18 protein-coding genes are annotated in these 20,035 nt (G+C 59.3%); 9 read left to right on the forward strand and 9 right to left on the reverse strand.

The window, feature by feature from the left end; translation table 11 throughout:
• Positions 1-55: 55 nt before the first annotated feature.
• Positions 56-538 (reverse strand): serine protease inhibitor ecotin, encoded by a 483-nt coding sequence (gene eco / locus AC1Q6D_RS08130; RefSeq protein ID WP_103405680.1) that lies wholly within the window; start codon positions 536-538, stop codon positions 56-58.
• A 302-nt stretch (positions 539-840) separates the two neighbouring features.
• Here eco and AC1Q6D_RS08135 point away from each other — a divergent pair, with 302 nt between their 5' ends.
• Complete coding sequence (locus AC1Q6D_RS08135) at positions 841-1,113, forward strand: DUF1652 domain-containing protein (RefSeq protein WP_103405679.1); 273 nt, start codon at positions 841-843, stop codon at positions 1,111-1,113.
• Here AC1Q6D_RS08135 and AC1Q6D_RS08140 read toward each other — a convergent pair.
• Together AC1Q6D_RS08140 and AC1Q6D_RS08145 are read right to left on the reverse strand one after the other, a co-directional pair.
• The gene (locus tag AC1Q6D_RS08140) at positions 1,110-1,505 is read right to left on the reverse strand and encodes a hypothetical protein (RefSeq protein WP_103405678.1); all 396 of its coding nucleotides are present in this window, start codon (positions 1,503-1,505) and stop codon (positions 1,110-1,112) included. The genes AC1Q6D_RS08135 and AC1Q6D_RS08140 overlap by 4 nt on opposite strands.
• Before the next feature lie 91 nt (positions 1,506-1,596).
• A complete protein-coding gene (locus tag AC1Q6D_RS08145; protein ID WP_103405677.1) occupies positions 1,597-1,869 on the reverse strand; it encodes a DUF2790 domain-containing protein in 273 nt (90 codons plus the stop codon).
• A gap of 330 nt (positions 1,870-2,199) precedes the next feature.
• Here AC1Q6D_RS08145 and AC1Q6D_RS08150 point away from each other — a divergent pair, with 330 nt between their 5' ends.
• Positions 2,200-3,501, forward strand: a complete 1,302-nt coding sequence (locus AC1Q6D_RS08150; protein WP_103405676.1) for an OprD family porin — start codon at positions 2,200-2,202, stop codon at positions 3,499-3,501.
• A 117-nt stretch (positions 3,502-3,618) separates the two neighbouring features.
• On the opposite strand, the gene AC1Q6D_RS08155 is transcribed toward AC1Q6D_RS08150, so the two are convergent.
• From AC1Q6D_RS08155 to AC1Q6D_RS08165, 3 genes are all read right to left on the reverse strand, one after another.
• On the reverse strand, positions 3,619-4,563 hold the full coding sequence (locus AC1Q6D_RS08155; RefSeq protein ID WP_103405675.1) for a carbohydrate kinase family protein: 945 nt from the start codon (positions 4,561-4,563) through the stop codon (positions 3,619-3,621).
• 73 nt (positions 4,564-4,636) lie between these two features.
• A complete protein-coding gene (locus AC1Q6D_RS08160) occupies positions 4,637-5,929 on the reverse strand; it encodes a glycosyltransferase (RefSeq protein ID WP_103405674.1) in 1,293 nt (430 codons plus the stop codon).
• Positions 5,930-6,006: 77 nt separating this feature from the next.
• Positions 6,007-6,366: a response regulator gene (locus AC1Q6D_RS08165; protein ID WP_103405710.1), complete on the reverse strand. Its 360-nt coding sequence runs from the start codon at positions 6,364-6,366 to the stop codon at positions 6,007-6,009.
• A 257-nt stretch (positions 6,367-6,623) separates the two neighbouring features.
• Between AC1Q6D_RS08165 and AC1Q6D_RS08170 the strand changes: the two genes are divergently transcribed.
• The 5 genes from AC1Q6D_RS08170 to AC1Q6D_RS08190 all read left to right on the forward strand — a co-directional run bounded on the left by AC1Q6D_RS08170 (position 6,624) and on the right by AC1Q6D_RS08190 (position 13,165).
• Positions 6,624-10,112 carry a response regulator gene (locus AC1Q6D_RS08170; protein WP_103405673.1) on the forward strand — a complete coding sequence of 1,163 codons (3,489 nt, stop codon included), beginning with the start codon at positions 6,624-6,626 and terminating at the stop codon, positions 10,110-10,112.
• On the forward strand, positions 10,112-10,945 hold the full coding sequence (locus AC1Q6D_RS08175; protein WP_103405672.1) for a CheR family methyltransferase: 834 nt from the start codon (positions 10,112-10,114) through the stop codon (positions 10,943-10,945). Before AC1Q6D_RS08170 ends, AC1Q6D_RS08175 begins: the two co-directional genes overlap by 1 nt.
• Entirely contained in the window at positions 10,942-11,535 is a 594-nt protein-coding gene (locus tag AC1Q6D_RS08180) for a chemotaxis protein CheB (protein WP_103405671.1), read from the forward strand. The genes AC1Q6D_RS08175 and AC1Q6D_RS08180 overlap by 4 nt, the downstream gene beginning before the upstream one ends.
• Positions 11,529-12,710 carry a hybrid sensor histidine kinase/response regulator gene (locus tag AC1Q6D_RS08185; protein WP_090469526.1) on the forward strand — a complete coding sequence of 394 codons (1,182 nt, stop codon included), beginning with the start codon at positions 11,529-11,531 and terminating at the stop codon, positions 12,708-12,710. Before AC1Q6D_RS08180 ends, AC1Q6D_RS08185 begins: the two co-directional genes overlap by 7 nt.
• A 77-nt stretch (positions 12,711-12,787) precedes the next feature.
• Positions 12,788-13,165, forward strand: a complete 378-nt coding sequence (locus tag AC1Q6D_RS08190; protein WP_047528667.1) for a response regulator — start codon at positions 12,788-12,790, stop codon at positions 13,163-13,165.
• Positions 13,166-13,179: 14 nt separating this feature from the next.
• Here the strand turns inward: AC1Q6D_RS08190 and AC1Q6D_RS08195 are convergent, their stop codons facing one another.
• The 3 genes from AC1Q6D_RS08195 to AC1Q6D_RS08205 all read right to left on the reverse strand — a co-directional run bounded on the left by AC1Q6D_RS08195 (position 13,180) and on the right by AC1Q6D_RS08205 (position 17,509).
• Complete coding sequence (locus AC1Q6D_RS08195) at positions 13,180-14,838, reverse strand: response regulator (RefSeq protein WP_103405670.1); 1,659 nt, start codon at positions 14,836-14,838, stop codon at positions 13,180-13,182.
• Positions 14,835-16,337, reverse strand: a complete 1,503-nt coding sequence (locus AC1Q6D_RS08200; RefSeq protein ID WP_103405669.1) for an ATPase domain-containing protein — start codon at positions 16,335-16,337, stop codon at positions 14,835-14,837. Before AC1Q6D_RS08200 ends, AC1Q6D_RS08195 begins: the two co-directional genes overlap by 4 nt.
• A 116-nt stretch (positions 16,338-16,453) precedes the next feature.
• On the reverse strand, positions 16,454-17,509 hold the full coding sequence (locus tag AC1Q6D_RS08205) for a HEAT repeat domain-containing protein (protein ID WP_103405668.1): 1,056 nt from the start codon (positions 17,507-17,509) through the stop codon (positions 16,454-16,456).
• 197 nt (positions 17,510-17,706) lie between these two features.
• Between AC1Q6D_RS08205 and AC1Q6D_RS08210 the strand changes: the two genes are divergently transcribed.
• The gene (locus tag AC1Q6D_RS08210) at positions 17,707-19,842 is read left to right on the forward strand and encodes an FUSC family protein (protein ID WP_103405667.1); all 2,136 of its coding nucleotides are present in this window, start codon (positions 17,707-17,709) and stop codon (positions 19,840-19,842) included.
• Positions 19,832-20,032, forward strand: coding sequence for a DUF1656 domain-containing protein (locus tag AC1Q6D_RS08215; RefSeq protein WP_047528674.1), 201 nt, complete (start codon positions 19,832-19,834; stop codon positions 20,030-20,032). The genes AC1Q6D_RS08210 and AC1Q6D_RS08215 overlap by 11 nt, the downstream gene beginning before the upstream one ends.
• The last annotated feature ends 3 nt before the right edge of the window (positions 20,033-20,035 follow it).

A 20,035-nucleotide genomic window follows, 5' to 3' on the forward strand; every position in this document is an offset into this window, starting at 1 on the left:
GCCCCGGCGTGAAGCGAGTCAGCCGGCAAGCGGACGCCGTCCGTCCGCTTCACGGCTACTCTTCGACGGCTTTATCGACCTTGCTGGAGGCAGACCAGATTCGATAACGCACCTCAACGTCCTTGGGCACGTACAGTACGATCGGCAGCTTGCTGTTATAGCGCAGCATGAATCCGTCCCCGACCACCGGCACGAAATCCTGGTGGCTCTTGCCATCCGGGCACGCCATGAGGGTGCTCATCGGGCCGATGACTTTTTCCAGGCGGTAGAACGGATAGCCCCAACCCTCAAGGTTTTTCTCTTCGAGAATGCCGCCCAGGCGTTGCCGATTGCAGTCGACTTTCAAGGTCTTTCCGGCAAGGATCTCGACCTGATAATCATCTTCACGGGCCTGCGGCGTGAGGTGGATAACCTGGCGGGCAAAGCCGCTCTCAGGTTTGGGAAAGGGCGCGACTTCTTCAAGTTTTGCTGCGTGCGCGGCGCTGGACAGCGCGGCAACTATCAGCCCAACGGTGGTGTTAATGGTCCAGTAACCCATGTTGCCTCCTTGCCTCTGTGCGGTGTCAGCGGATACTGAATAAACATGTCTCTATTTTTGACGGCATCGATGGCTAATGCAAACCCGCCACCGAAGTGTGCAAATTGCAGGGCTTCTGAATGTGATTTTTGCAAATTGCATGGTCAAGAATCAGTGGGTTTGAATAACTGATTGATTTACCGATGAACTGCACGGCGAAATTCAAGGCATGTTTTATGCTGGAGTAGTTCTCAAGCTGGCCAGGATTTCACATGAGTCAGTGCCGATAATTGATTGGCAGTCTCACGAAGGAGAGGGTCACCATGTTTTTATCTGCCTTGGAGCTACGCAACATCATTGAAAGCAGTTTTCTACCGAAGCGGTGTGAATGTTCGCTCTCGTCGGAGTTGTCGATGACGGTGAAAGTCTATTCGGACGGTGCAACCGATCAGTTGGATCTATTGAAGACGGGTATAAATGCAAAACGTCTGAATGGTTGCCGGGAAATCAATGATTTGATCGCCGAACTGCGTTCCGACCTGCAGCTTCACCATACAGAAAGCGAGCACCGCCACGTGGTTGGCAAGGTCGGTTAGCCCGCTGTTTCAAGCTCCGCCGACACGCGCCGGGTCTGGAAAAACGCCAGGCCCAGCGCCAGTTCGAATCCGACCGCCAGCAATATGCCCGGACCGGCATGGCCATTGAGCCATTCGCCGAAACCCAGTGCTGCCAGTCCCCAGCAGCCGACCATAAAGCCATAGCTCAGCGCTTGCCGTATGGGGGAAGGCGCTTCATTGCGGACCCGATAAAAAATCACGCACAGCGCTGCAAACAGTACGGCGATGCGCCGTGCCATCAGTCCCGCCGTCAGTGAATATTCGATGTCCCAGGTCGCCAGCAACCACTTGGGCATCACACCCCAGACCAGCGCCAGTAGCAGACATAATGCGGCGGTGAATATCGACAATGTGCGAAACGATAACTGCATGGCGAATCCTTGCGGCAGTGGGGGAAGGCGCTAGAGCATAGCGCCTGAATCCTTTCACGAATACCGCAAGGTGTTATTTCAGACTTTTCAGTCAGTTCTGATAACTACAGGCATCAGACAGTTTTCTGTAGGCGATTTCTGCGGGTTTGCCTGTCTGCTCATCGATGTATTTCATGTGCGCGCTGATCACCTTGCAATCCAGGGTGTCAGGTTCGGTCAGCGCGATGACTTTGCCCACGTGCAGCGGCATGCCGTAATGATAGGAAGGCACGGCCTGAGTGGTGGAGGTGTCATTGGCCTGAGCCATGCCTGTCAATGAGACACAGGCCAGGGCGGCGGAAACGAGCAGGGTGCGCGAGTTCATGGGGCGTTCTCCAGTGCAGACGGAAGTCAGTTCGACGTTTCGTCGAACCTGCCGCACTGGGCGTCAGAGGGCTCTGAGGGCGTGCGGTCCAGTAGAGTGTTTGACTGCGTGATTAAGCATTGGTTAACTCGCCTGAATGCCACCTGTCGCCTGGCCACTACCGTTTGGCGGAGTCTTTCAGACTAAGGTCGTATCCTTGTAAAGAAAGCCCTCTGCCATCATTGCCCATCACCCCCTGCGTTTTCACTTCTTCAGGCCAGCCATTGGCCTGGATGAAGGCTATTTTTGGCTGCTTGCGCTTTGGCGCAAGCGGCACTGTTGGAGTTTTAAATGCGTTCCCCCTTTACCTTTATCACCGTGCGCCAGTCATTCGGCTTCGGCGCTCTGGTCCTGTGCGCCGGTTTTACCGGATCGAGCCAAGCGAGCGGTTTTATCGACGACACCACGGCGAACATCGAATCGCGCACGATGTATTTCAATCGTGATTTCCGTGATGGGCACACTTCCACCGAACAGGGCGCCTCCAAGCGTGACGAGTCGGCCCAGGGTTTTATTCTCAACCTGCAGTCGGGGTACACCGAGGGCACAGTCGGTTTTGGTATCGACGCCTTGGGCATGGCCGGCTTCAAGCTTGACTCCAGTCCCGACAGCAGCAATAGCGGCCTGCTGCCATCCAGTGGGGAAAACCCGCGCGGTTCGGCAGACCAATACGCCAAGCTTGGCCTGACGGCCAAAGTGCGGGTTTCGAAAAGCGTGCTGAAATACGGCGCATTGCGGCCCGATTTGCCACTGCTCAAATACAACGACGGGCGTTTGCTGCCGACGATGTTCAACGGCGCCATGCTGACCTCCAAAGAGGTGAACGATCTGACCCTCATGGCGGCGCGACTGGACAAGTACACCGCCCGGGACTCCACCGATGCCCAGGACATCCGCGTGAACTGCAAGAACAAGCGCTATGCCTGCAACGTCACCGCTGATCACTTCGATATGTACGGCGTCGATTACACGATCAACGATCGCCTGACAGCCCAGTATCACTACTCGGAGCTCGAAGACATTTACCGCCAGCAGTTCGTGGGCTTGCTGGGCAACCAACCGTTGGGCAGCGGTGTGCTCAAGGCCGATATGCGCGTGATCGACAGTGCCGACAGCGGTGCCGCCCGCGCCGGGTCCATCGACAACCGCGCCCTGAGCGCAATGCTTGCCTACGCCATCAACAGCCATACGTTCAGCGCAGGGTGGCAGCGCATGAACGGCGACAATTCGATGCCGTATCTGGATGGCTCCAACCCGTACCTGGTCAACTATGTGCAAGTCAACGATTTCGCGGCCGCGCAGGAACGTTCATGGCAGTTGCGCTACGACTATGACTTCAAGGGCATCGGCCTGGATGGCCTGACATTCCTGACCCGCTATGTGAACGGCGATCACATCAAGGTGCCTGGCAGCGACGTGGAAGGTAAGGAATGGGAGCGCGACAGCGAGCTCAAGTACGTGGTGCAGAGCGGCACGTTCAAGGATGTGAGCTTGCGCTTGCGTAACGCGACGTACCGAACCAACTACGAAAAATTCGCCCGGGATGTGGATGAGACACGGTTGATTGTCAGCTACAACTTCTCGGTGTTGTAAGCACGGCTGTTTCTGCGCCTGAAGGATCGTCATCGCGAGCCAGCTCGCTCCCACACCGGTCGCTGTGCATGACCAGGAATCGTAGGCGTGAGCTTGCTCGCGATAGGGCCCCCCGGTTCAGCGAAGGTCCAACTGATGGCGATACGGCAAGTCCGGTCCGGTCTTACTGCACGTCAGCGCGGCGGCCTGAACCGCAAACCTGAGCATCGCGTCGATCTGCTCGCGACTCAGTTTTCCAAGACCTTCAACCGAATCCAGTTGGTGCTCGGTCAACCAGGTAATCAATGCCGCCTGGAAAGTATCGCCGGCACCGACGGTGTCGGCGATTTTCACCGAACAGGCGGGAACCGACCATGAACCATGAGCGCGACTGAATACGGTGGCGCCTTCGCCACCCCGGGTCAAAAACACCAACTGGCAACGGTGTTGCATCCAGCCATCGATCACTCGCGCAGGGGCTTGTCCGGGATACAGCAGGCTCAAATCTTCGTCGCTGACTTTGATCAGGTCGGCGTGCTCGACCAGCGTGGCCATCCGTGAGCGCCACAGCTCGATATCCGGCTCGGGATTAAGCCGCACGTTCGGGTCGAGGCTGATCAGGCGCCGGCCACTTTCGCGACGCACCAGTTCCAGTAGTGTGTCGGCCACTGGCTGCACCACCAGCGAAAATGAACCGATGTGCAACCCGCGCACCTGCGGCCCCAGTTCTGGCAGATGTTGCGGTTTCAGTTGGCGGTCGGCGCAGCCTTCACCACGGAAGCTGTAGTGCGGCGAGCCATTGGCCCCGACCGCGACCATGGCCAGGGTGGTGGGCGCCGCGAAATCCACCAGATAGTCGGTGCCTACGCCTTCATCCTGCAACACTTGCAACAAGCGCCGCCCCAGGTAGTCGGTCGACAACCCGGCAAACAGCGCCACGTCCACGCCCAAGCGGCGCAATCCTACTGCAACGTTGAACGGCGAGCCGCCGGCAATCGCCTTGAAATTCACTTTTGAAGCCAGGCCGCTGGCGTCGTTTTCACTGAAGAAATCGAACAGCGCTTCGCCACACACCAGATACATAGTTATTCGCTCTTTAAAGGGAAAGCCGAACACGGTTTTTGGCGCGTCACGTTATTTGAAGCGCAATAGACTTTTAGGGAATGCGATTCTTTGCCTCGATCCATTGCGCCATGTACTGAGTGCTCTTGTGATGATGGTGACGCAACATGCTGCCGGTAAAGTTGTCCCGGCGGATCTGCGCCAAATGCCGTTGGCAATTAACCAGCCTTTCAATCAGGGCGGGCCCGTGAATGGATTGCTGGTAACGGCTGGCTAGCAGAGCCTGCGCTTGACCCTGCGTACGCTGCCACAGAACCTTGTCGGTATACAGCCGCACAGCGTTGTCGGCGAAGTCGCGAGCGGACCGGGTCACGGCGCCGGGCCACGCTTGCTCGCCGTGCATGGCTTCCGCCCCCATCGGGGTGGTGACATTGGGCGTGCCGCAGAGCATCGCATCGACGAGTTTGCCTTTGATTCCCGCACCAAAACGCAGCGGCGCCAGGCACACTCGTGCCGCTGACATGACTTGCAACGCGTCTTCCGCCCAGTTCATCACGTGAAAACCCTGGGCGGCATTGTGCAGCGCGGTCGCCTTGGGCGGCGTGTAAGCACCATAGATGTGCAACTGCGCGTCAGGTATTTGCTCGCGGATCATTGGCCAGATGACGGTTTTCAGCCAGAGCACCGCATCCCAGTTAGGCGCATGCCGGAAGTTGCCAATGTGCAGGAAATGCGCGCGATCTTCGAACGATGCCGGCGGTTGGTTTGGCAGATCAACCATCAGTGGGCACCAGTGCAGCAGATCTCGCGCAAGTTTGAATTGCTCAACCAATAACTCGATTTCCACTTCGGAGGTCATCAGGTTCAAATCACAACGATAAATCGCTGCGATTTCCCGTTTGGCCAGATCGGTATCGGCCATGAACTCGAACTCTTCACGCAATGCAGGCGCGAACAAGTCCGTGAAATCATTGACGTCGTCACTGGCCTTCAGCCGCGCCTTGAGTCGCTGATGCCGGGCATCGCGCAGGCTTTGCAGGTCAGAGGTTTCAAGCACGCGCAGCGCGGCAGGACAATGTTTCTCCACGCGCCAGCCGAACTGTTCTTCCATCATGAAGCGATCGAACACCACCACATCCGGCGCCAGTTCGTGGATGAACGTGTCAAAACTGCTGTTGTTCAACTCGATCGGCACTTCGCGAATGCCCAGCGCCGTGAGGTCGGCCCGGTGCTCACCGCTGCCGGCCGGGCTGCTGAAGGTGATATCCCAACCCTGCTGCAGGAAAGTCTCAAGGATTTGCATCATGTGGCCACCGGCTGCGGAGGAGCGGGGCTCGGGCCAGACGTAGCCAATGACCAGGACGCTGGTTGCGCGAGGTTGACTCATGTACGGGGGTTCCTTGAAGCGTGCAGGGGGCAGGCAAGTAAAAGAGGGGCGGTATTACACCACGGCGGGTAGCAGGATCACTCGAGAATGCTCTTGACCTTGTCCCGCAACTGATCGATGGAGAAGGGTTTGCCAATCACATGCATGCCTTCGGGCGCTTCGATGCTTTCGGCATAACCGCTGGCAAACAGCACCGGCAATTCATGGCGCAGCATGCGCGCCTGCTCGGCCAGTTCCCGACCATCCATCACCGGCAGGCCGACATCGGTCATCATCAAGTCGATGTGCTGGTCTTCGTCATTGAGGAAATCCAGAGCCTGTTCGCAGCCATCGGCTTCAAGAACTTTGAACTCAAGCTCCTCCAGCACATCGACAATCAACATGCGCACGATGGCATCGTCTTCGACGACCAGGATGATGGGAGCGTTGGCGGACATGGTGGCATCTCGAAAATTGGTGAGGGTTGCCAGTCGATCTAAATCGCCGGCGTCTTGCATGAGTAAATGACGACTGCCGACAAGTTCCCCGACAGGCTATAAAAAGAGTAGTGACACAGTACATGGAAGGATAACCGCTCCTGTGGCATCAAATCAGCTGAATGTAGGAAATCGCACAAAAACGCATCAGAAATTGGATCAATGCGCCATTTATGGGGCAAACTCCTTGGTTTTCACCGGTTGGACAAGGCTTGACTATGACCTCTGAGTCTTCAGTTGATGAGCAACGGTTCCGCAAACTCCTGAGCCGCAATATCAGCCTCCCGCTGGGTGTCGGCGCTGTCAGTGCGGTGTTCTTCGTTTCGTTGATCATGTACCTGCTGTCGACGATCCAGTGGGTCGAGCACACGGATCGAGTGATCAATAACGCCAATGAAGCGCTCAAGCTGACGGTCGATCTGGAAACCGGCATGCGCGGCTTCCTGCTCAGCAGTGACGAAAAATTTCTCGAACCCTATGAAACGGCGAAGCCGAGAATCGAGGTCGTCCTCAAAACCTTGCTCGAATTGACTGGCGACAACCCGGCCCAGACCGACCGTCTGCACCGCCTGCAGGCGTTGCAACAGGAATGGGCCGATTATGCGCAAGGCATGATCGATTTGCAGCGAACCAGCGGCGATTATCGCGGCGCGGTAAGGGCTGGGAAAGGCAAGCGCTTGACCGATGAGATCCGCAAGCAATTCGAAGACGTGATCGACATGGAGCAACAACTGCGCACCACCCGCAACGATGAGGTGCGGCGCACGACGGTCTGGAGTATCGGTCTCTACCTGTTGTTCATCGCTGGCATCAGTGGCTTGCTGGCTTACATTGGCCGTCGCGACTTGCTCAATCTGTCCAACAGTTACAGCGCCAACCTTGCCGCGCAGCAGGCCAGCGCCCATCGCCTGGAGCAGCAAGCCTGGCTGCGCAATGGCCAGACCGAACTGGCTGAACAAGTGCTGGGGCAACTGAGCCTCAATCTGTTGGGGCGCAACATCCTGCAGTTCTGTGCGCAGTACCTGGGCAGCGCCGTGGCCGCGCTGTATGTCCGCGAAGAGCACGGCGGCCTCAGGCGCGTGGCGTCCTACGGCTTTTCCCGTGAGCAGGAAGCCCTCGATCAGCAGATCTACAGTGACGAAGGCATTGTCGGCCAAGTGGCGCAACAGGCACGCCTGATCCGCCTGGACAACGTGCCGAGCGATTATTTCAAGGTCACCTCCGGCCTCGGCCAGGGCTTGCCGCACAGTGTGCTGGTTGTGCCGACCAGCGACGACGATCGGGTCAATGGCGTCATCGAACTGGGTTTCCTGCGCCCACTGATCGATCGCGACATCGAACTGCTTGAGCTGATAGCGGCCAACATTGGCACCTCCATCGAGGCCGCGCGTTATCGTCAGCGCCTGCAGGAAGTGCTGGCCGAAACCCAGCAACTCAACGAAGAGCTACAGGTGCAGCAGGAAGAGCTCAAGACCGCCAACGAAGAACTCGAAGAGCAGTCGCGAATCCTCAAGGAGTCCCAGGCACACCTGGAAACCCAGCAGGTGGAGCTGGAGCAGACCAACGAACAACTCGCCGAACAAGCAACCATTCTGGCCGAGCAGCGCGACGCCATGGACCTGAAGAACACCGAGCTCAATCAGGCCCAGCGTCAACTCGAAGAGCGCGCCGAAGAGCTGCAGCGTTCCAGCAAGTACAAGTCGGAATTTCTCGCCAACATGTCCCACGAACTGCGCACGCCGCTGAACAGTTCGTTGATCCTGGCCAAGTTGCTGGCGGAAAACCCTCAGGAGAACCTCAGCGCCGAACAGGTCAAGTTCGCCGAATCGATCTATAGCGCCGGTAATGACTTGCTCAACCTGATCAACGACATTCTCGATATTTCCAAGGTCGAGGCCGGCAAACTCGAGATCCGCCCGGAAAACACCAGCGTTGCGCGTCTGGTGGATGGCTTGCGCGGGATGTTCCAGGCATTGGCCACGGACAAGCAACTGGCATTCCACGCCACGCTGGAAGACAGCGCTCCCGCGTTGATCTTTACCGACCGCCAGCGGCTGGAGCAGGTCATCAAGAACCTGCTGTCGAACGCGGTGAAGTTCACCGAAAAGGGCAGCGTCAGCCTCAGCGTTGCCTCGGCGCCCAACCACGGCATTGCCTTTACGGTGCGCGACACAGGGATCGGCATTGCCGAGGATCAGCAGGAAAGCATTTTCGAAGCCTTTCGCCAGGCCGATGGCACCACCAATCGACGTTACGGCGGCACCGGGCTGGGCCTGTCGATCTCCCGCGACCTGGCCGCTTTGCTGGGCGGCTCCATCAGCGTCAGCAGTACACCGGGAGAGGGCAGCGTGTTCACCCTGGTGTTGCCGCAACAATACGTCGAAGCGGGGGACGACCCTGTCGAACCGATGCGTCCAGTGGTGGTAGCGGCAGCCCCGCCCGTGGCGCCGGCCATCTCGGCACCGCTGATTGTCGAAGACATTCCGCGCTTCGACGATGACCGCAACCGGGCGCCGTTCGCTACCCGCTGCATTCTGGTGGTCGAGGACGAGCCGAACTTTGCGCACATTCTCTACGATCTCGCCCATGAGCTGGGTTATCAGTGCCTGGTGGCCCACGGTGCCGATGAAGGCTACGACCTGGCCCGCGAGTTCAGCCCCGACGCGATCCTGCTGGACATGCGCCTGCCCGATCATTCCGGGTTGACCGTCCTGCAACGCCTCAAGGAGCACGCGCAAACCCGACACATACCGGTGCACGTGATTTCCGTTGAAGACCGGGTCGAGGCGGCGATGCACATGGGCGCCATCGGTTATGCGGTCAAGCCCACCACTCGCGAAGAACTCAAGGACGTCTTTGCGCGCCTTGAAGCCAAGCTGACCCAGAAAGTCAAACGCGTGCTGCTGGTGGAAGACGATGACCTGCAGCGCGACAGCATTTCCCGTCTGATCGGCGACGATGACATCGAAATCACCGCCGTCGGCCTGGCGCAAGATGCACTGGACCTGCTGCGTACCACGATCTTCGATTGCATGATCATCGACCTGAAACTGCCGGACATGCTCGGCAATGACCTGCTCAAACGCATGTCGACCGAGGACATCTGCTCGTTTCCGCCGGTGATCGTCTACACCGGGCGCAATCTGACCCGGGACGAAGAAACCGAACTGCGCAAGTATTCGCGCTCGATCATCATCAAGGGCGCGCGTTCGCCCGAGCGCTTGCTGGATGAGGTCACACTTTTTCTGCACAAAGTCGAATCCCGGCTGTCCCATGAACGACAGACCATGCTCAAGACCGCCCGCAGCCGCGACAAGGTGTTCGAAGGGCGCAAAGTGCTGCTGGTGGACGACGACGTACGCAACATCTTCGCCCTCACCAGCGCACTGGAGCAAAAGGGCGCAGTCGTGATCATCGGGCGTAATGGCCTTGAGGCGATTGATCGATTGAATGAAGTCGAGGACATCGATCTGGTGTTGATGGATGTGATGATGCCGGAGATGGATGGCTTCGAAGCCACCACCGAAATCCGCAAGGACCCGCGCTGGCGCAAACTGCCGATCATTGCGGTGACGGCCAAGGCCATGAAGGACGATCAGGAGCGCTGCCTGCAGGCGGGCGCCAACGATTACCTGGCCAAGCCCATCGACCTGGATCGCCTGTTTTCGCTGATTCGTGTGTGGTTGCCGAAGATGGAACGTATCTAGTGGAGCGCAACTATTCAGGTGAGCGAAACAGCGAAATCGAATTGCGCTTGTTGATCGAGGCGATCTACCTTAAGTACAGCTACGATTTTCGCGATTATTCCGGCGCTTCGATCAAGCGCCGGGTGACGCACGCGCTGAGCCAGTTCGAGTGCGGCACCATTTCGGCCCTGCAGGAGAAGGTTCTTCACGATCCGAAGGCATTCATGCAATTGCTGCAGCTGCTGACGATTCCAGTCAGTGAAATGTTCCGTGATCCCTCGCATTTTCTGGCCATACGCAAGGAAGTGGTGCCGCTGCTCAAGACTTACCCGTCGATCAAGATCTGGATCGCCGGCTGCAGCACGGGCGAAGAGGTCTATTCGATGGCGATTTTGCTGCGCGAAGAAGGCCTGCTCGATCGCACCATCATCTATGCCACCGACATCAACCCGCGCTCCCTGGAAAAAGCCAAGCAAGGCATTTTTTCGATGGAGAATGTCCGGGCCTATACGTCTAATTACCAGCACGCCGGAGGCCAGCGCTCCTTCGCCGATTACTACACGGCTGCCTATGGCTACGCGATTTTCGACAAGTCGCTGTGCGAGAACGTGACGTTCGCCGACCACAGCCTGGCGACCGACAGTGTATTTTCAGAAACACAATTAATTTCATGTCGTAACGTATTGATTTATTTCAATAAAAAATTGCAGGATCGCGCGTTCGGGTTGTTTCACGAGTCACTGTGCCACCGTGGATTTCTGGTGCTTGGGAGCAAGGAAACCCCGGATTTTTCGGCCTATGGCAATCAGTTCGAGTCCTTGGCCAAGCAGGAGCGGATCTACCGTAAATCATGAACGACGCCATGGGCTTGCCTTCTATAGAAGCAATCGTGATCGGCGCGTCGGCAGGCGGGGTTGAAGCGCTGCTCAATATCCTTACCCCGCTGCGCGAAGGCTATGGGTTGCCGATCGTTGTGGTACTGCACCTGCCGGATGAGCGGCGCAGCCACCTGGCGGAAGTATTTGCCCGACGGGTGGCCCTGCCGGTTCTGGAGGCCAGCGACAAAAGTCGCATCGAAGCCGGAACCCTGTATTTCGCCGCGCCCGGCTATCACTTGTCAGTGGAGCAGGACCGCAGCTTTTCCTTGAGCCTTGAAGACCGCGTGCATTATTCGCGACCCGCCATCGACTACTTGTTCGAATCGGCTGCCGATGCCTATGGGCCGAAACTGGCTGCCGTGCTGCTGACCGGCGCCAACCGCGATGGCGCCCACGGCCTGGCGCAGGTCAAGCGACGTGGCGGACTGACGGTCGTGCAGGACCCGGACGAGGCGCAGGTCGCGACCATGCCCCAGGCGGCGCTGGATATTCACCAGCCTGACCACATACTCACTATCCGCGGCATTGGCCGTTTGCTTGTCGAGCTGGAACAAATCGCATGCTAAGTAATTTCCAGGCCAAACTGCTGATTGTCGACGATCTGCCGGAAAACCTGCTGGCGCTCGAAGCGCTGATCAAGCGCGAGGATCGCATCGTCTACAAGGCGCTTTGCGCCGATGAAGCCTTGTCGCTGTTGTTGCAGCACGAATTCGCCATGGCCATTCTCGATGTGCAGATGCCCGGCATGAATGGTTTTGAACTGGCCGAGTTGATGCGTGGCACGGAAAAGACCAAAAACATTCCGATCGTGTTCGTCAGTGCCGCCGGTCGCGAGCTGAATTACGCATTCAAGGGCTATGAAAGCGGTGCCGTGGACTTCCTGCACAAACCGCTGGACATTCATGCGGTCAAGAGCAAGGTCAATGTGTTCGTCGAGCTGTTTCGTCAGAGCAAGGCCATGAAGCAACAGGTCGAGGCGCTGGAGCAGAGTCGGCGCGAGCAGGAAGCGCTGCTCAAGCGCTTGCAGAGTACCCAGCTGGAGTTGGAGCAGGCCGTGCGGATGCGCGATGACTTCATGTCGATCGTCGCCCACGAAGTGCGCACGCCGCTCAATGGCCTGATCCTCGAGACCCAGTTGCGCAAGATGCACCTGGCCCGGGATAACGCTGCGGCGTTTACCCTCGACAAGATGCAGGCCATGGTCGAACGCGATGAGCGGCAGATCAAAAGCCTGATTCGCCTGATCGAAGACATGCTCGATGTGTCGCGTATTCGCACCGGCAAGCTGTCGATTCGACCGACACGCTTCGATCTGTCGGAACGGGTTCGCAACCTGTTGCAGAACTTCGCCGCACAGATCGAGGCCGCCGAGTCGTCGGTGACCCTGGTGGCCGAGCAACCGGTGGTCGGCCAATGGGATGAGTTTCGTATCGAGCAGGTCATTTCCAATCTGCTGACCAACGCCCTGCGTTACGGGGCCAAGAGTCCGATTACCGTGAAGGTGTACAGTGAGCGTGGTGAAGCACGGGTGGAAGTGCGTGACTTCGGGATCGGCATCAGTGAAGAGAACCAGCACAGGATTTTCCAGCAGTTCGAGCGCGTCACGGCCAAACACGCCGTCGCCGGGCTTGGGTTGGGATTGTTTATTTCTGAACAGATAGTGACCGCCCATGGCGGTACCATTACCGTCGAAAGCCGGATTGGCGAAGGCGCCCTGTTTCGCGTTTGTCTGCCGCTGTAGGAAAACAGTCCGATAAACGCAACCTCTGATCGACCCCATGGTCGTATCAGCAGCTATTGACCGAACAAAGGCTTCCCATGAGTGAAGATGCACAAGATGTCGTATTGATCGTCGAAGATGACCCCTCGATTCTGATGGTGCTGTCGGCCTATCTGTCGGGGGAGGGCTACCGGGTACTGCAGGCCGAAAACGGCGAGCAGGCCTTCGAGATCCTCGCCAGCAAGCCGCACCTGGACATGATGATCACCGACTTCCGCCTGCCGGGCGGAATCTCCGGGGTGCAGATCGCCGAGCCCGCGATCAAGCTGCGACCGGAGCTGAAGGTGATATTCATCAGCGGCTATCCGCAGGAAATCCGTGAAACCGACAGCCCGATTACGCGCACGGCGCCTATCCTCGCCAAACCGTTCGACCTGGATGTGTTGCAGGAAATGATGCAGGACATGCTGTCCTGAGGAGGGCGGGTGCTTCAGACGCTGATCATCTCCCGCACCTTCGCCGTTAACAGGTCGAAGGTGAACGGCTTGGTGATCATCTGCATGCCAGGGTCGAGGAACCCCCCGCGCACCGCCGCGTGCTCGGCATAGCCGGTGATGAACAAGACCTTGAGCCCGGGCCGGTACTGCCTGCCGATTTCCGCCAGTTGCCGGCCGTTCATGCCGGGCAGGCCGACGTCGCTGATCATCAGGTCGATACGCTGCCCCGAATCGAGAACCGGCAACGCGGCGGCTGCATCGCCAGCCTCGACGAAGGCATAGCCCAGCTCGCTCAATACGGTACTCACCAACACCCGGACCGCCGGGTCATCCTCGACGATCAGTACCGTTTCGCCATTCTGCGCGAACAGAGGATGCTGGCGAACGACCGGATTGTCCCGGGGCAGGTCGCCACCGAAGCGCGGCAGGAACAGGCTCACGGTCGTGCCTTGGTCCACTTCGCTTTGAATGGCGACATGGCCCCGGGATTGTTTGCTGAAGCCATAGATCATCGACAACCCCAGGCCGGTAGGCTTGGTGGTGAAGAACGGGTCAAAAGCGCGGCTGATGGTGCTTTGCGGCATGCCGCAGCCATTGTCGGTGACACTGAGTACCACGTAGTCACCCGGTTTGAGGTTGCTGTGGGCTTCGGTGAAGCGGGCGTCCAGTTGCTGGTTCGCGGTCCGCACCACCAGTTTGCCGCCATCGGGCATGGCATCGCGGGCGTTGATGACCAGGTTGAGCAGGGCACTTTCCAGTTGATTGGGATCGGCCTCGGCCACCCACAGGTGCTCGCTCAGCTGCATTTCCAGACGGATGCTTTCGTTGATGCTGCGTTGCAGCAATTCGCCCATGGAAATCACCAGGTTGTTCATCTCCACCGGTTTGGAATCCAGCGACTGGCGACGGGAGAATGCCAACAGACGGTGAGTCAGGCCCGCCGCGCGATTGGCCGAGGTCACGCCAAGGTCGATCAGGCTGTCCAGGTCTTCGGTGCGGCCACGGGCCAGACGCCGGCGCAGCATCTCCAGGCTACCGATGATGCCCGTCAGCATGTTGTTGAAGTCATGGGCGATACCGCCAGTGAGTTGGCCGACGGCCTCCATTTTTTGCGACTGGCGCAACACTTCTTCGTTTTGACGCAGCTGTGCGGTGCGTTCTTCGACTTGCTGCTCAAGGGTTTCGAGGGTGTTCTGCAAGCGCAGTTCGCTTTGGCTCAAGTCGATCAGCCGGTCCCGGGCCTCGTACTGTCGTCGACGTCCGCGCAGCGCAGTGGTCACCAGGCTGATCAATGTCTCCGGATGAAAGGGCCGCTCAAGGAAGGTGACATTGCCCAGCTGCGGGCCAAAACGTGAGGCGGGGTTTTGTTCCGGGCCGCCATGATGGGTCAACAATACGATCGGCAGGTCCGACCAGGCCGGCTGTTGCTCGATCAGGCCCAGCAAGGGGTCCAGATCAACGCCCAACAAGGCCTCGGCGGAAATCAGCAGCAACCCCGCACCTTGTTCCAGTTCCCGGCAGAGCTCGACCAGACCTGCGCAGACAATCCCATCGAATCCCGCTTCTCGGAGCAACATCAAGGCGATCTGGCCGTCACGCCCCAGCGGCGCGAGGATGATCGCACGCTCGGACGTGGCTTCGATCGCCGTCATGGGCTTTCTTCCCCGAGCAACGGGTTGCTGGCGCCCAGATAAGTGGGTACGCCGCGCAAAACGCCCTGGAATGATTCCAGCGGCTCACCGATGGTCATGCCATGGCTGCTGATGCGGTACTCGCGAATGGTGGATTCATGGCTGCCGGTGCGTTTCTTGATCACCGAAATCGCCCGGCGCACCTTGCCCACGGCTTCGAAGTAGCGCAGCAGAATCACCGTGTCCGCCAGATAAGTGATGTCCACCGGGGCCTGCATATCGCCGACCAGTCCATGCTGGGCGACGGTCATGAAGGTCGCGGCGCCCTGACGGTTGAGGTACAGCAGCAGCTCGTGCATGTGCAGGACCAGGGCGTTCTCTTCGGGCATGGCCGCCTGGTAGCCATTGATGCTGTCGATGACCACGGTCTTGATGTTGCGCTCGTCGACGCAGCGACGAACCCGGTGGGAGAACTCGCCGGGGGACAGTTCAGCGGCATCCACCTGTTCGATCAGCAAATTGCCGCCGTGCTGCAGTCCCTGCAAATCGATACCGATGTTTTTCATGCGCTCGAACAGCAGGCCCAGTTCCTCGTCGAAAATGAACAAGGCGGCTTTTTCACCCCTGGCCACGGCGGCGGCTGCGAAGATCATGGAAATGAGGGATTTGCCGGTACCGGCCGGACCGAGAATCAACGTGCTGGAGCCGGTTTCAATCCCGCCGCCGAGCAGCGCGTCCATTTCCGTGATGCCGCTGGTCAATTGCTGGCGCAGGTAGCGCCCGCGGTGTTCGGCGGCCACCAGGCGTGGAAACACATGCACGCCGTCGCCCATGATGGTGAAGTCGTGAAAGCCGCCACGGTATTTCTGGCCCCGGTACTTCACCACCCGGATACGCCGCCGTTCGGCGCCGTAGTTGGGGGTCAGCTCCTCCAGGCGGATCACGCCGTGGGCCACGCTGTGCACGGTTTTGTCGAGGGACTCGGTGGTCAGGTCGTCGAGCAGCAACACGGTGGCGTCATAACGCACGAAGTAATGTTTGATCGCGAGGATCTGCCGGCGGTAGCGCAATGAGCTCTGGGCCAGCAGACGGATCTCGGACAGGCTGTCGAGCACCACGCGGGTTGGCTTGAAGCGTTCGACCACTTCGAAGATTTGCTTGGTGGCCTCGCCCAATTCCAGGTCAGAGGAGTACAGCAGCGACTGCTGGTGCTGGGCATTGAGCAGGCTTTCCGGCGGCGTCAGTTCGAAAATATGCACGTTTTCGCCCAGTTCCCAACCGTGGGAGCGGGCGCCCTGGCGCAGTTCACGTTCGGTTTCGGACAGGGTGATGTACAACGAGCGTTCGCCGGCCTGGGCGCCAGCCAACAGAAAGTGCAGGGCAACGGTGGTCTTGCCGGTGCCCGGTTCGCCCTCCAGTAGAAACACGTGGCCGCGAGAGAGTCCGCCATCGAGGATGTCATCCAGCCCTTCGATACCGGTGGCGGCTTTTACACTGATCAACTCGTTGGATATAGACAAAAAATGCCCTCTCTTGACTAGGGGAACGAGGCAGTGGGCGCTGAGTGCCACAAGGGTCTGCCTGTTCACTTGACCTTGGGTCGAGACGAGCGTTCAACAAAATTTACGCAGGGATGTCAGAGTCCCTGCTGCAGGGCCGGGTCGTCCGGATTCATCTGTTCGAGTTGCGCCGACAGGATCTGCACATTCTGCAGTTGTCCGCTTTCCTTCCAATAATTGATCAACAGCACTCGCGCCCTGCGATCGTTCGGGTGGCGCTGGACGATCTCCTGCAATTGCTTCTGCGCCGCTTCCAGCTCCTGTTCACCGTGCAGGGTGGTGGCCAGGTCATAGCGATAGTCCTTGTTGTCGGGCTCAAGTTCCACGGCTTTGGACAGGCCCAACAGCGCGAATTCACTCTGGCCATGATTGAGCAGCCAAAGCCCCAGGGCATGCTGCAAATAGGCGGAGTCGGGCTGTGCTTTCAATTGCCTGGCCAACAACTGCCGGGCGGCATCGCTTTGTCCCAGCTTGTCCAGCACATCAATCTGCATGACCAGCGCCGGGAGGTTGTCGGGGGCCAGGCGCAGGGCGTTTTCAAGCGCCTGCTGGGCCTCCTTGAATTCGGCGTTGTGCAAATGCAGTCGAGCCAGCTGATAGTGATTCTCGGCACTTTCCGGCGCGCTTTTGAGTACCTGCTCCCAGGCATCGATGGCTTGTTCCAGTGGCCCGAAATACAAGCCGAGGTCGTCCGGTGACAAGCCCAGCAAGGCGTTGACGGCGGCCAACCGCACATTCTGGTCCCTGTCATCGAGCAACGGCCCGAGCAATAAGCTGCGCTGGCCGCTGGGCACCAGCCCGCTGATGCTTTTGATCGCCGCGATACGTACTTCGGGCGACTCATGTTGCAAATCGGCGTCTGCCAGTTTCAGGGCCACCGAACTCGGGTAGTTTGGCAGTTCGGCGTGCAGCCAGATGCGCCGCTTGGGCGATAGATCGGGGCGGCCCAATTGCTGGTACAGCACCCGCGCAGCGCCCGGATGGCCGGCGCGGGCCTGGGCCAGCGCCTCACTGTAGCCGCGCTTGATCGCTTCGGGCACCACTGGCGCCGTGCTGCGCAGGTACACCCAGGCGAGGCCGATGACAAGCAAGGCGCAGAGACTGATAAGCAGATAACGGCGGGACTGGGGCATGCAGAATCCGGAAGCTGGCAAGCTTTTGCAAAGTCAGCAGCTTCGGTCAGGCGGAGCGCTGAGTCAAACCCTGGCTCATCTGAATGCCTGCTGAGGGGGAGCGGGATCGACGGCTTTACCTCCAAGTTGCGTCGACGCGCTGTCGAGACGCGGAAGCTGTGACTACGCTTGCTGGATAAGCGCCAACGAGCACCCCCATGCAAGCACTGTTGCAGTACTTCAAGGCGATTCTCCACCCCGGTCCCGGGGTGTTGCTGTTTGCCTTGAGAACCATTGCGGCCGGGCTGTTGACGCTTTACCTGGCCTTCCTGTTCGACCTCGACCAGCCCAAGTGGTCGATCATGGCCGTGGTCATCATCAGTCAGCCACTGGGCGGCATGGTGCTGGCCCGCAGTTTCGGCCAGGTCATCGGCACCACCATGGGCGCGGTCGTGGCGGTAGCCACCATGGCGGTCTTTCCCCAGGCGCCCCTGCCTTTCATTACCACCCTGGCCTTGTGGCTCGCGTTCTGTACCGCCGGTGGCACCCTGTTGCGCTACACCAGCTCCCAGGCGTTCGTCCTCAGCGGCTACACCGCCGTGGTCATTGCGCTACTGGCGATTCCCGACCCGGACGGCACATTCCTGCTGGCGGTGACCCGAGTCACCGAGACTTTGTTAGCCGTCGCCTGTGTGTGCGTGGTCAGCCTGCTCACCGCGCGCCCCGAAGCCGTCGCCCGGGACTATTTCGCCAAAATCGATCAGATCACCAAACTGCTGGCGACCCATGCCAGTGCCGTCCTGCGCACCGAGGAAAGCGAGGCGGATTTCCAACGTCGGCAAATGCAACTGCTGGGTCAGATCAGCGCCCTGGAGGGCGTACGTCGGCATTTGTACTTCGATGCACCTCGCTTGCGTAGCGCCAACGGCCTGGTGCAACTGCTGGGCAATCAACTGGTGCTGCTGACCGCGCGGCTCACCGCCCTGCGTCACCAGCGGCTACTGCTGACGGAGCGCTGGGAAGGGGCGTTGCCCGAGGAAATACAGCGTCTGCGCGCCGAAGAGCTGGCCTTTCTCGATGAACTGGCGCAACAGGGCCGCTCGCTGTCGAGCGAAAAGCGCCACCATTTCACCTCGTTGCGCCAACGCTTCGACGAACTGGCCTACAGGGCCGAGCAATTGACCGAGGCCATGCCGGCCACCTTGCGCTCGCTGGCCTGGTCGCTGCGCTGGGAACAAGCGCGCCTGCTGCAACAACTCGAACAGATACTGGAACTGAGCGACGCCATCCAGAGCGGGCGGCCCGCCAGCAGTGTCTTTCGCGGCCAGGAAAACCCGCTGCACCTGGATTTCACCCTGGCGACCATGAACGCCATCCGCGCATTCTCCGCGATATTGGTGGCTGGCCTGATCTGGATCGAAACCGGCTGGGACGGGGCGCGGGGCGGCATGGTGCTGCTGGGGATTCTTTGTTCGCTGATGTCGACGTTTCCACGGCCGCTGCTGGTGGTTCAAAGCTATGCCAGAGGGTTTGGCCTGGCGTTGCTGGCGTCGGCACTGCTGCAGTTCATGTTTGTCCCGATGATCAGTAACTTCGAAATGCTCGCATTGCTGCTGACACCCTTGCTTTATGCCGTCGCCGTGGGGCTGTCCAGCCCGCCCACCACCGGCACCGGTATAGGGCTGGGGCTGACGACATTTCTGCTGCTGGGCCCGTTGAATGTCGGGCTTGGACAAAACACCGCCATCCAGTGGTTCGAGTTTGCTGGCGCCTACATGTGCGCGACGGTGCTGGGGTTGAGTGTCTACGCGCTGATCTTTCCGTTCAGGCCGGTATTGCGGATGCGCCGGCTGTTCAAGGAGAACTGCGAGCAGGTGTACGCCTTGCTGAAAGTCCCGGCCACCGATGAAAACCAGTTTGCCTTCGAGAGCCGCATGGTCGATCGCCTGACCATGATGCTGGGATTGCTGCCGGCGACCCAGGACCAGGGATCGCGGGATGTGTTTGAAGTCAGTCTCGGTTGCATGGCCCTGGGTATCGCCTTGAACCAGCTGCGGCAACAGGGACAGGGCAACGCGTTGTTGACGCCCGCTGTGCAAAGCCAGGTGTTCGCCACGGTCCGTGAAACCGGGCGGCTGGTCGCTGGCCGCCCCGGCATTCAGGCGGATCACGTGATCGACAGCCTGCATGCCTTGGGTGATGAACTGGACGCCCTGCATTCCAGCGTTCATGAACATCTGTGGTCGGTCTTTCGCATGCGCGTGGCGCTGTTGATCGTGGTGTCATTCCTGGAGCGCCATCGCCGTCACTTCGAACCGCTCGCCCCACAAGGAGTACCTGCGCTTGCCCATTGATCTGGAAATAGGCGGTGTCTACCTCCCGCCCATCGCCCAGGCGCTGCTGCTGGGCCTGCCGATTTTCCTGGCGCTGGACTGGGTGCTGCGGCGCCTGGGCGTGCTGCGTTTCGTCTGGCATGAAGCGTTGTTCGAGGGCGCGTTGTACGCCTGCGTGTGTGCGACGCTGATTTTGCTGATGGGAGCCTGATGC

Source organism: Pseudomonas sp. MT92, from assembly GCF_058792515.1.

Coding starts and splice junctions, on each gene's coding strand:
- eco (WP_103405680.1), bottom strand. CDS start 538: ATGGGTTACTGGACCATTAACACCACCGTTGGGCTGATAGTTGCCGCG.
- AC1Q6D_RS08135 (WP_103405679.1), top strand. CDS start 841: ATGTTTTTATCTGCCTTGGAGCTACGCAACATCATTGAAAGCAGTTTT.
- AC1Q6D_RS08140 (WP_103405678.1), bottom strand. CDS start 1,505: ATGCAGTTATCGTTTCGCACATTGTCGATATTCACCGCCGCATTATGT.
- AC1Q6D_RS08145 (WP_103405677.1), bottom strand. CDS start 1,869: ATGAACTCGCGCACCCTGCTCGTTTCCGCCGCCCTGGCCTGTGTCTCA.
- AC1Q6D_RS08150 (WP_103405676.1), top strand. CDS start 2,200: ATGCGTTCCCCCTTTACCTTTATCACCGTGCGCCAGTCATTCGGCTTC.
- AC1Q6D_RS08155 (WP_103405675.1), bottom strand. CDS start 4,563: ATGTATCTGGTGTGTGGCGAAGCGCTGTTCGATTTCTTCAGTGAAAAC.
- AC1Q6D_RS08160 (WP_103405674.1), bottom strand. CDS start 5,929: ATGAGTCAACCTCGCGCAACCAGCGTCCTGGTCATTGGCTACGTCTGG.
- AC1Q6D_RS08165 (WP_103405710.1), bottom strand. CDS start 6,366: ATGTCCGCCAACGCTCCCATCATCCTGGTCGTCGAAGACGATGCCATC.
- AC1Q6D_RS08170 (WP_103405673.1), top strand. CDS start 6,624: ATGACCTCTGAGTCTTCAGTTGATGAGCAACGGTTCCGCAAACTCCTG.
- AC1Q6D_RS08180 (WP_103405671.1), top strand. CDS start 10,942: ATGAACGACGCCATGGGCTTGCCTTCTATAGAAGCAATCGTGATCGGC.
- AC1Q6D_RS08185 (WP_090469526.1), top strand. CDS start 11,529: ATGCTAAGTAATTTCCAGGCCAAACTGCTGATTGTCGACGATCTGCCG.
- AC1Q6D_RS08190 (WP_047528667.1), top strand. CDS start 12,788: ATGAGTGAAGATGCACAAGATGTCGTATTGATCGTCGAAGATGACCCC.
- AC1Q6D_RS08195 (WP_103405670.1), bottom strand. CDS start 14,838: ATGACGGCGATCGAAGCCACGTCCGAGCGTGCGATCATCCTCGCGCCG.
- AC1Q6D_RS08205 (WP_103405668.1), bottom strand. CDS start 17,509: ATGCCCCAGTCCCGCCGTTATCTGCTTATCAGTCTCTGCGCCTTGCTT.
- AC1Q6D_RS08210 (WP_103405667.1), top strand. CDS start 17,707: ATGCAAGCACTGTTGCAGTACTTCAAGGCGATTCTCCACCCCGGTCCC.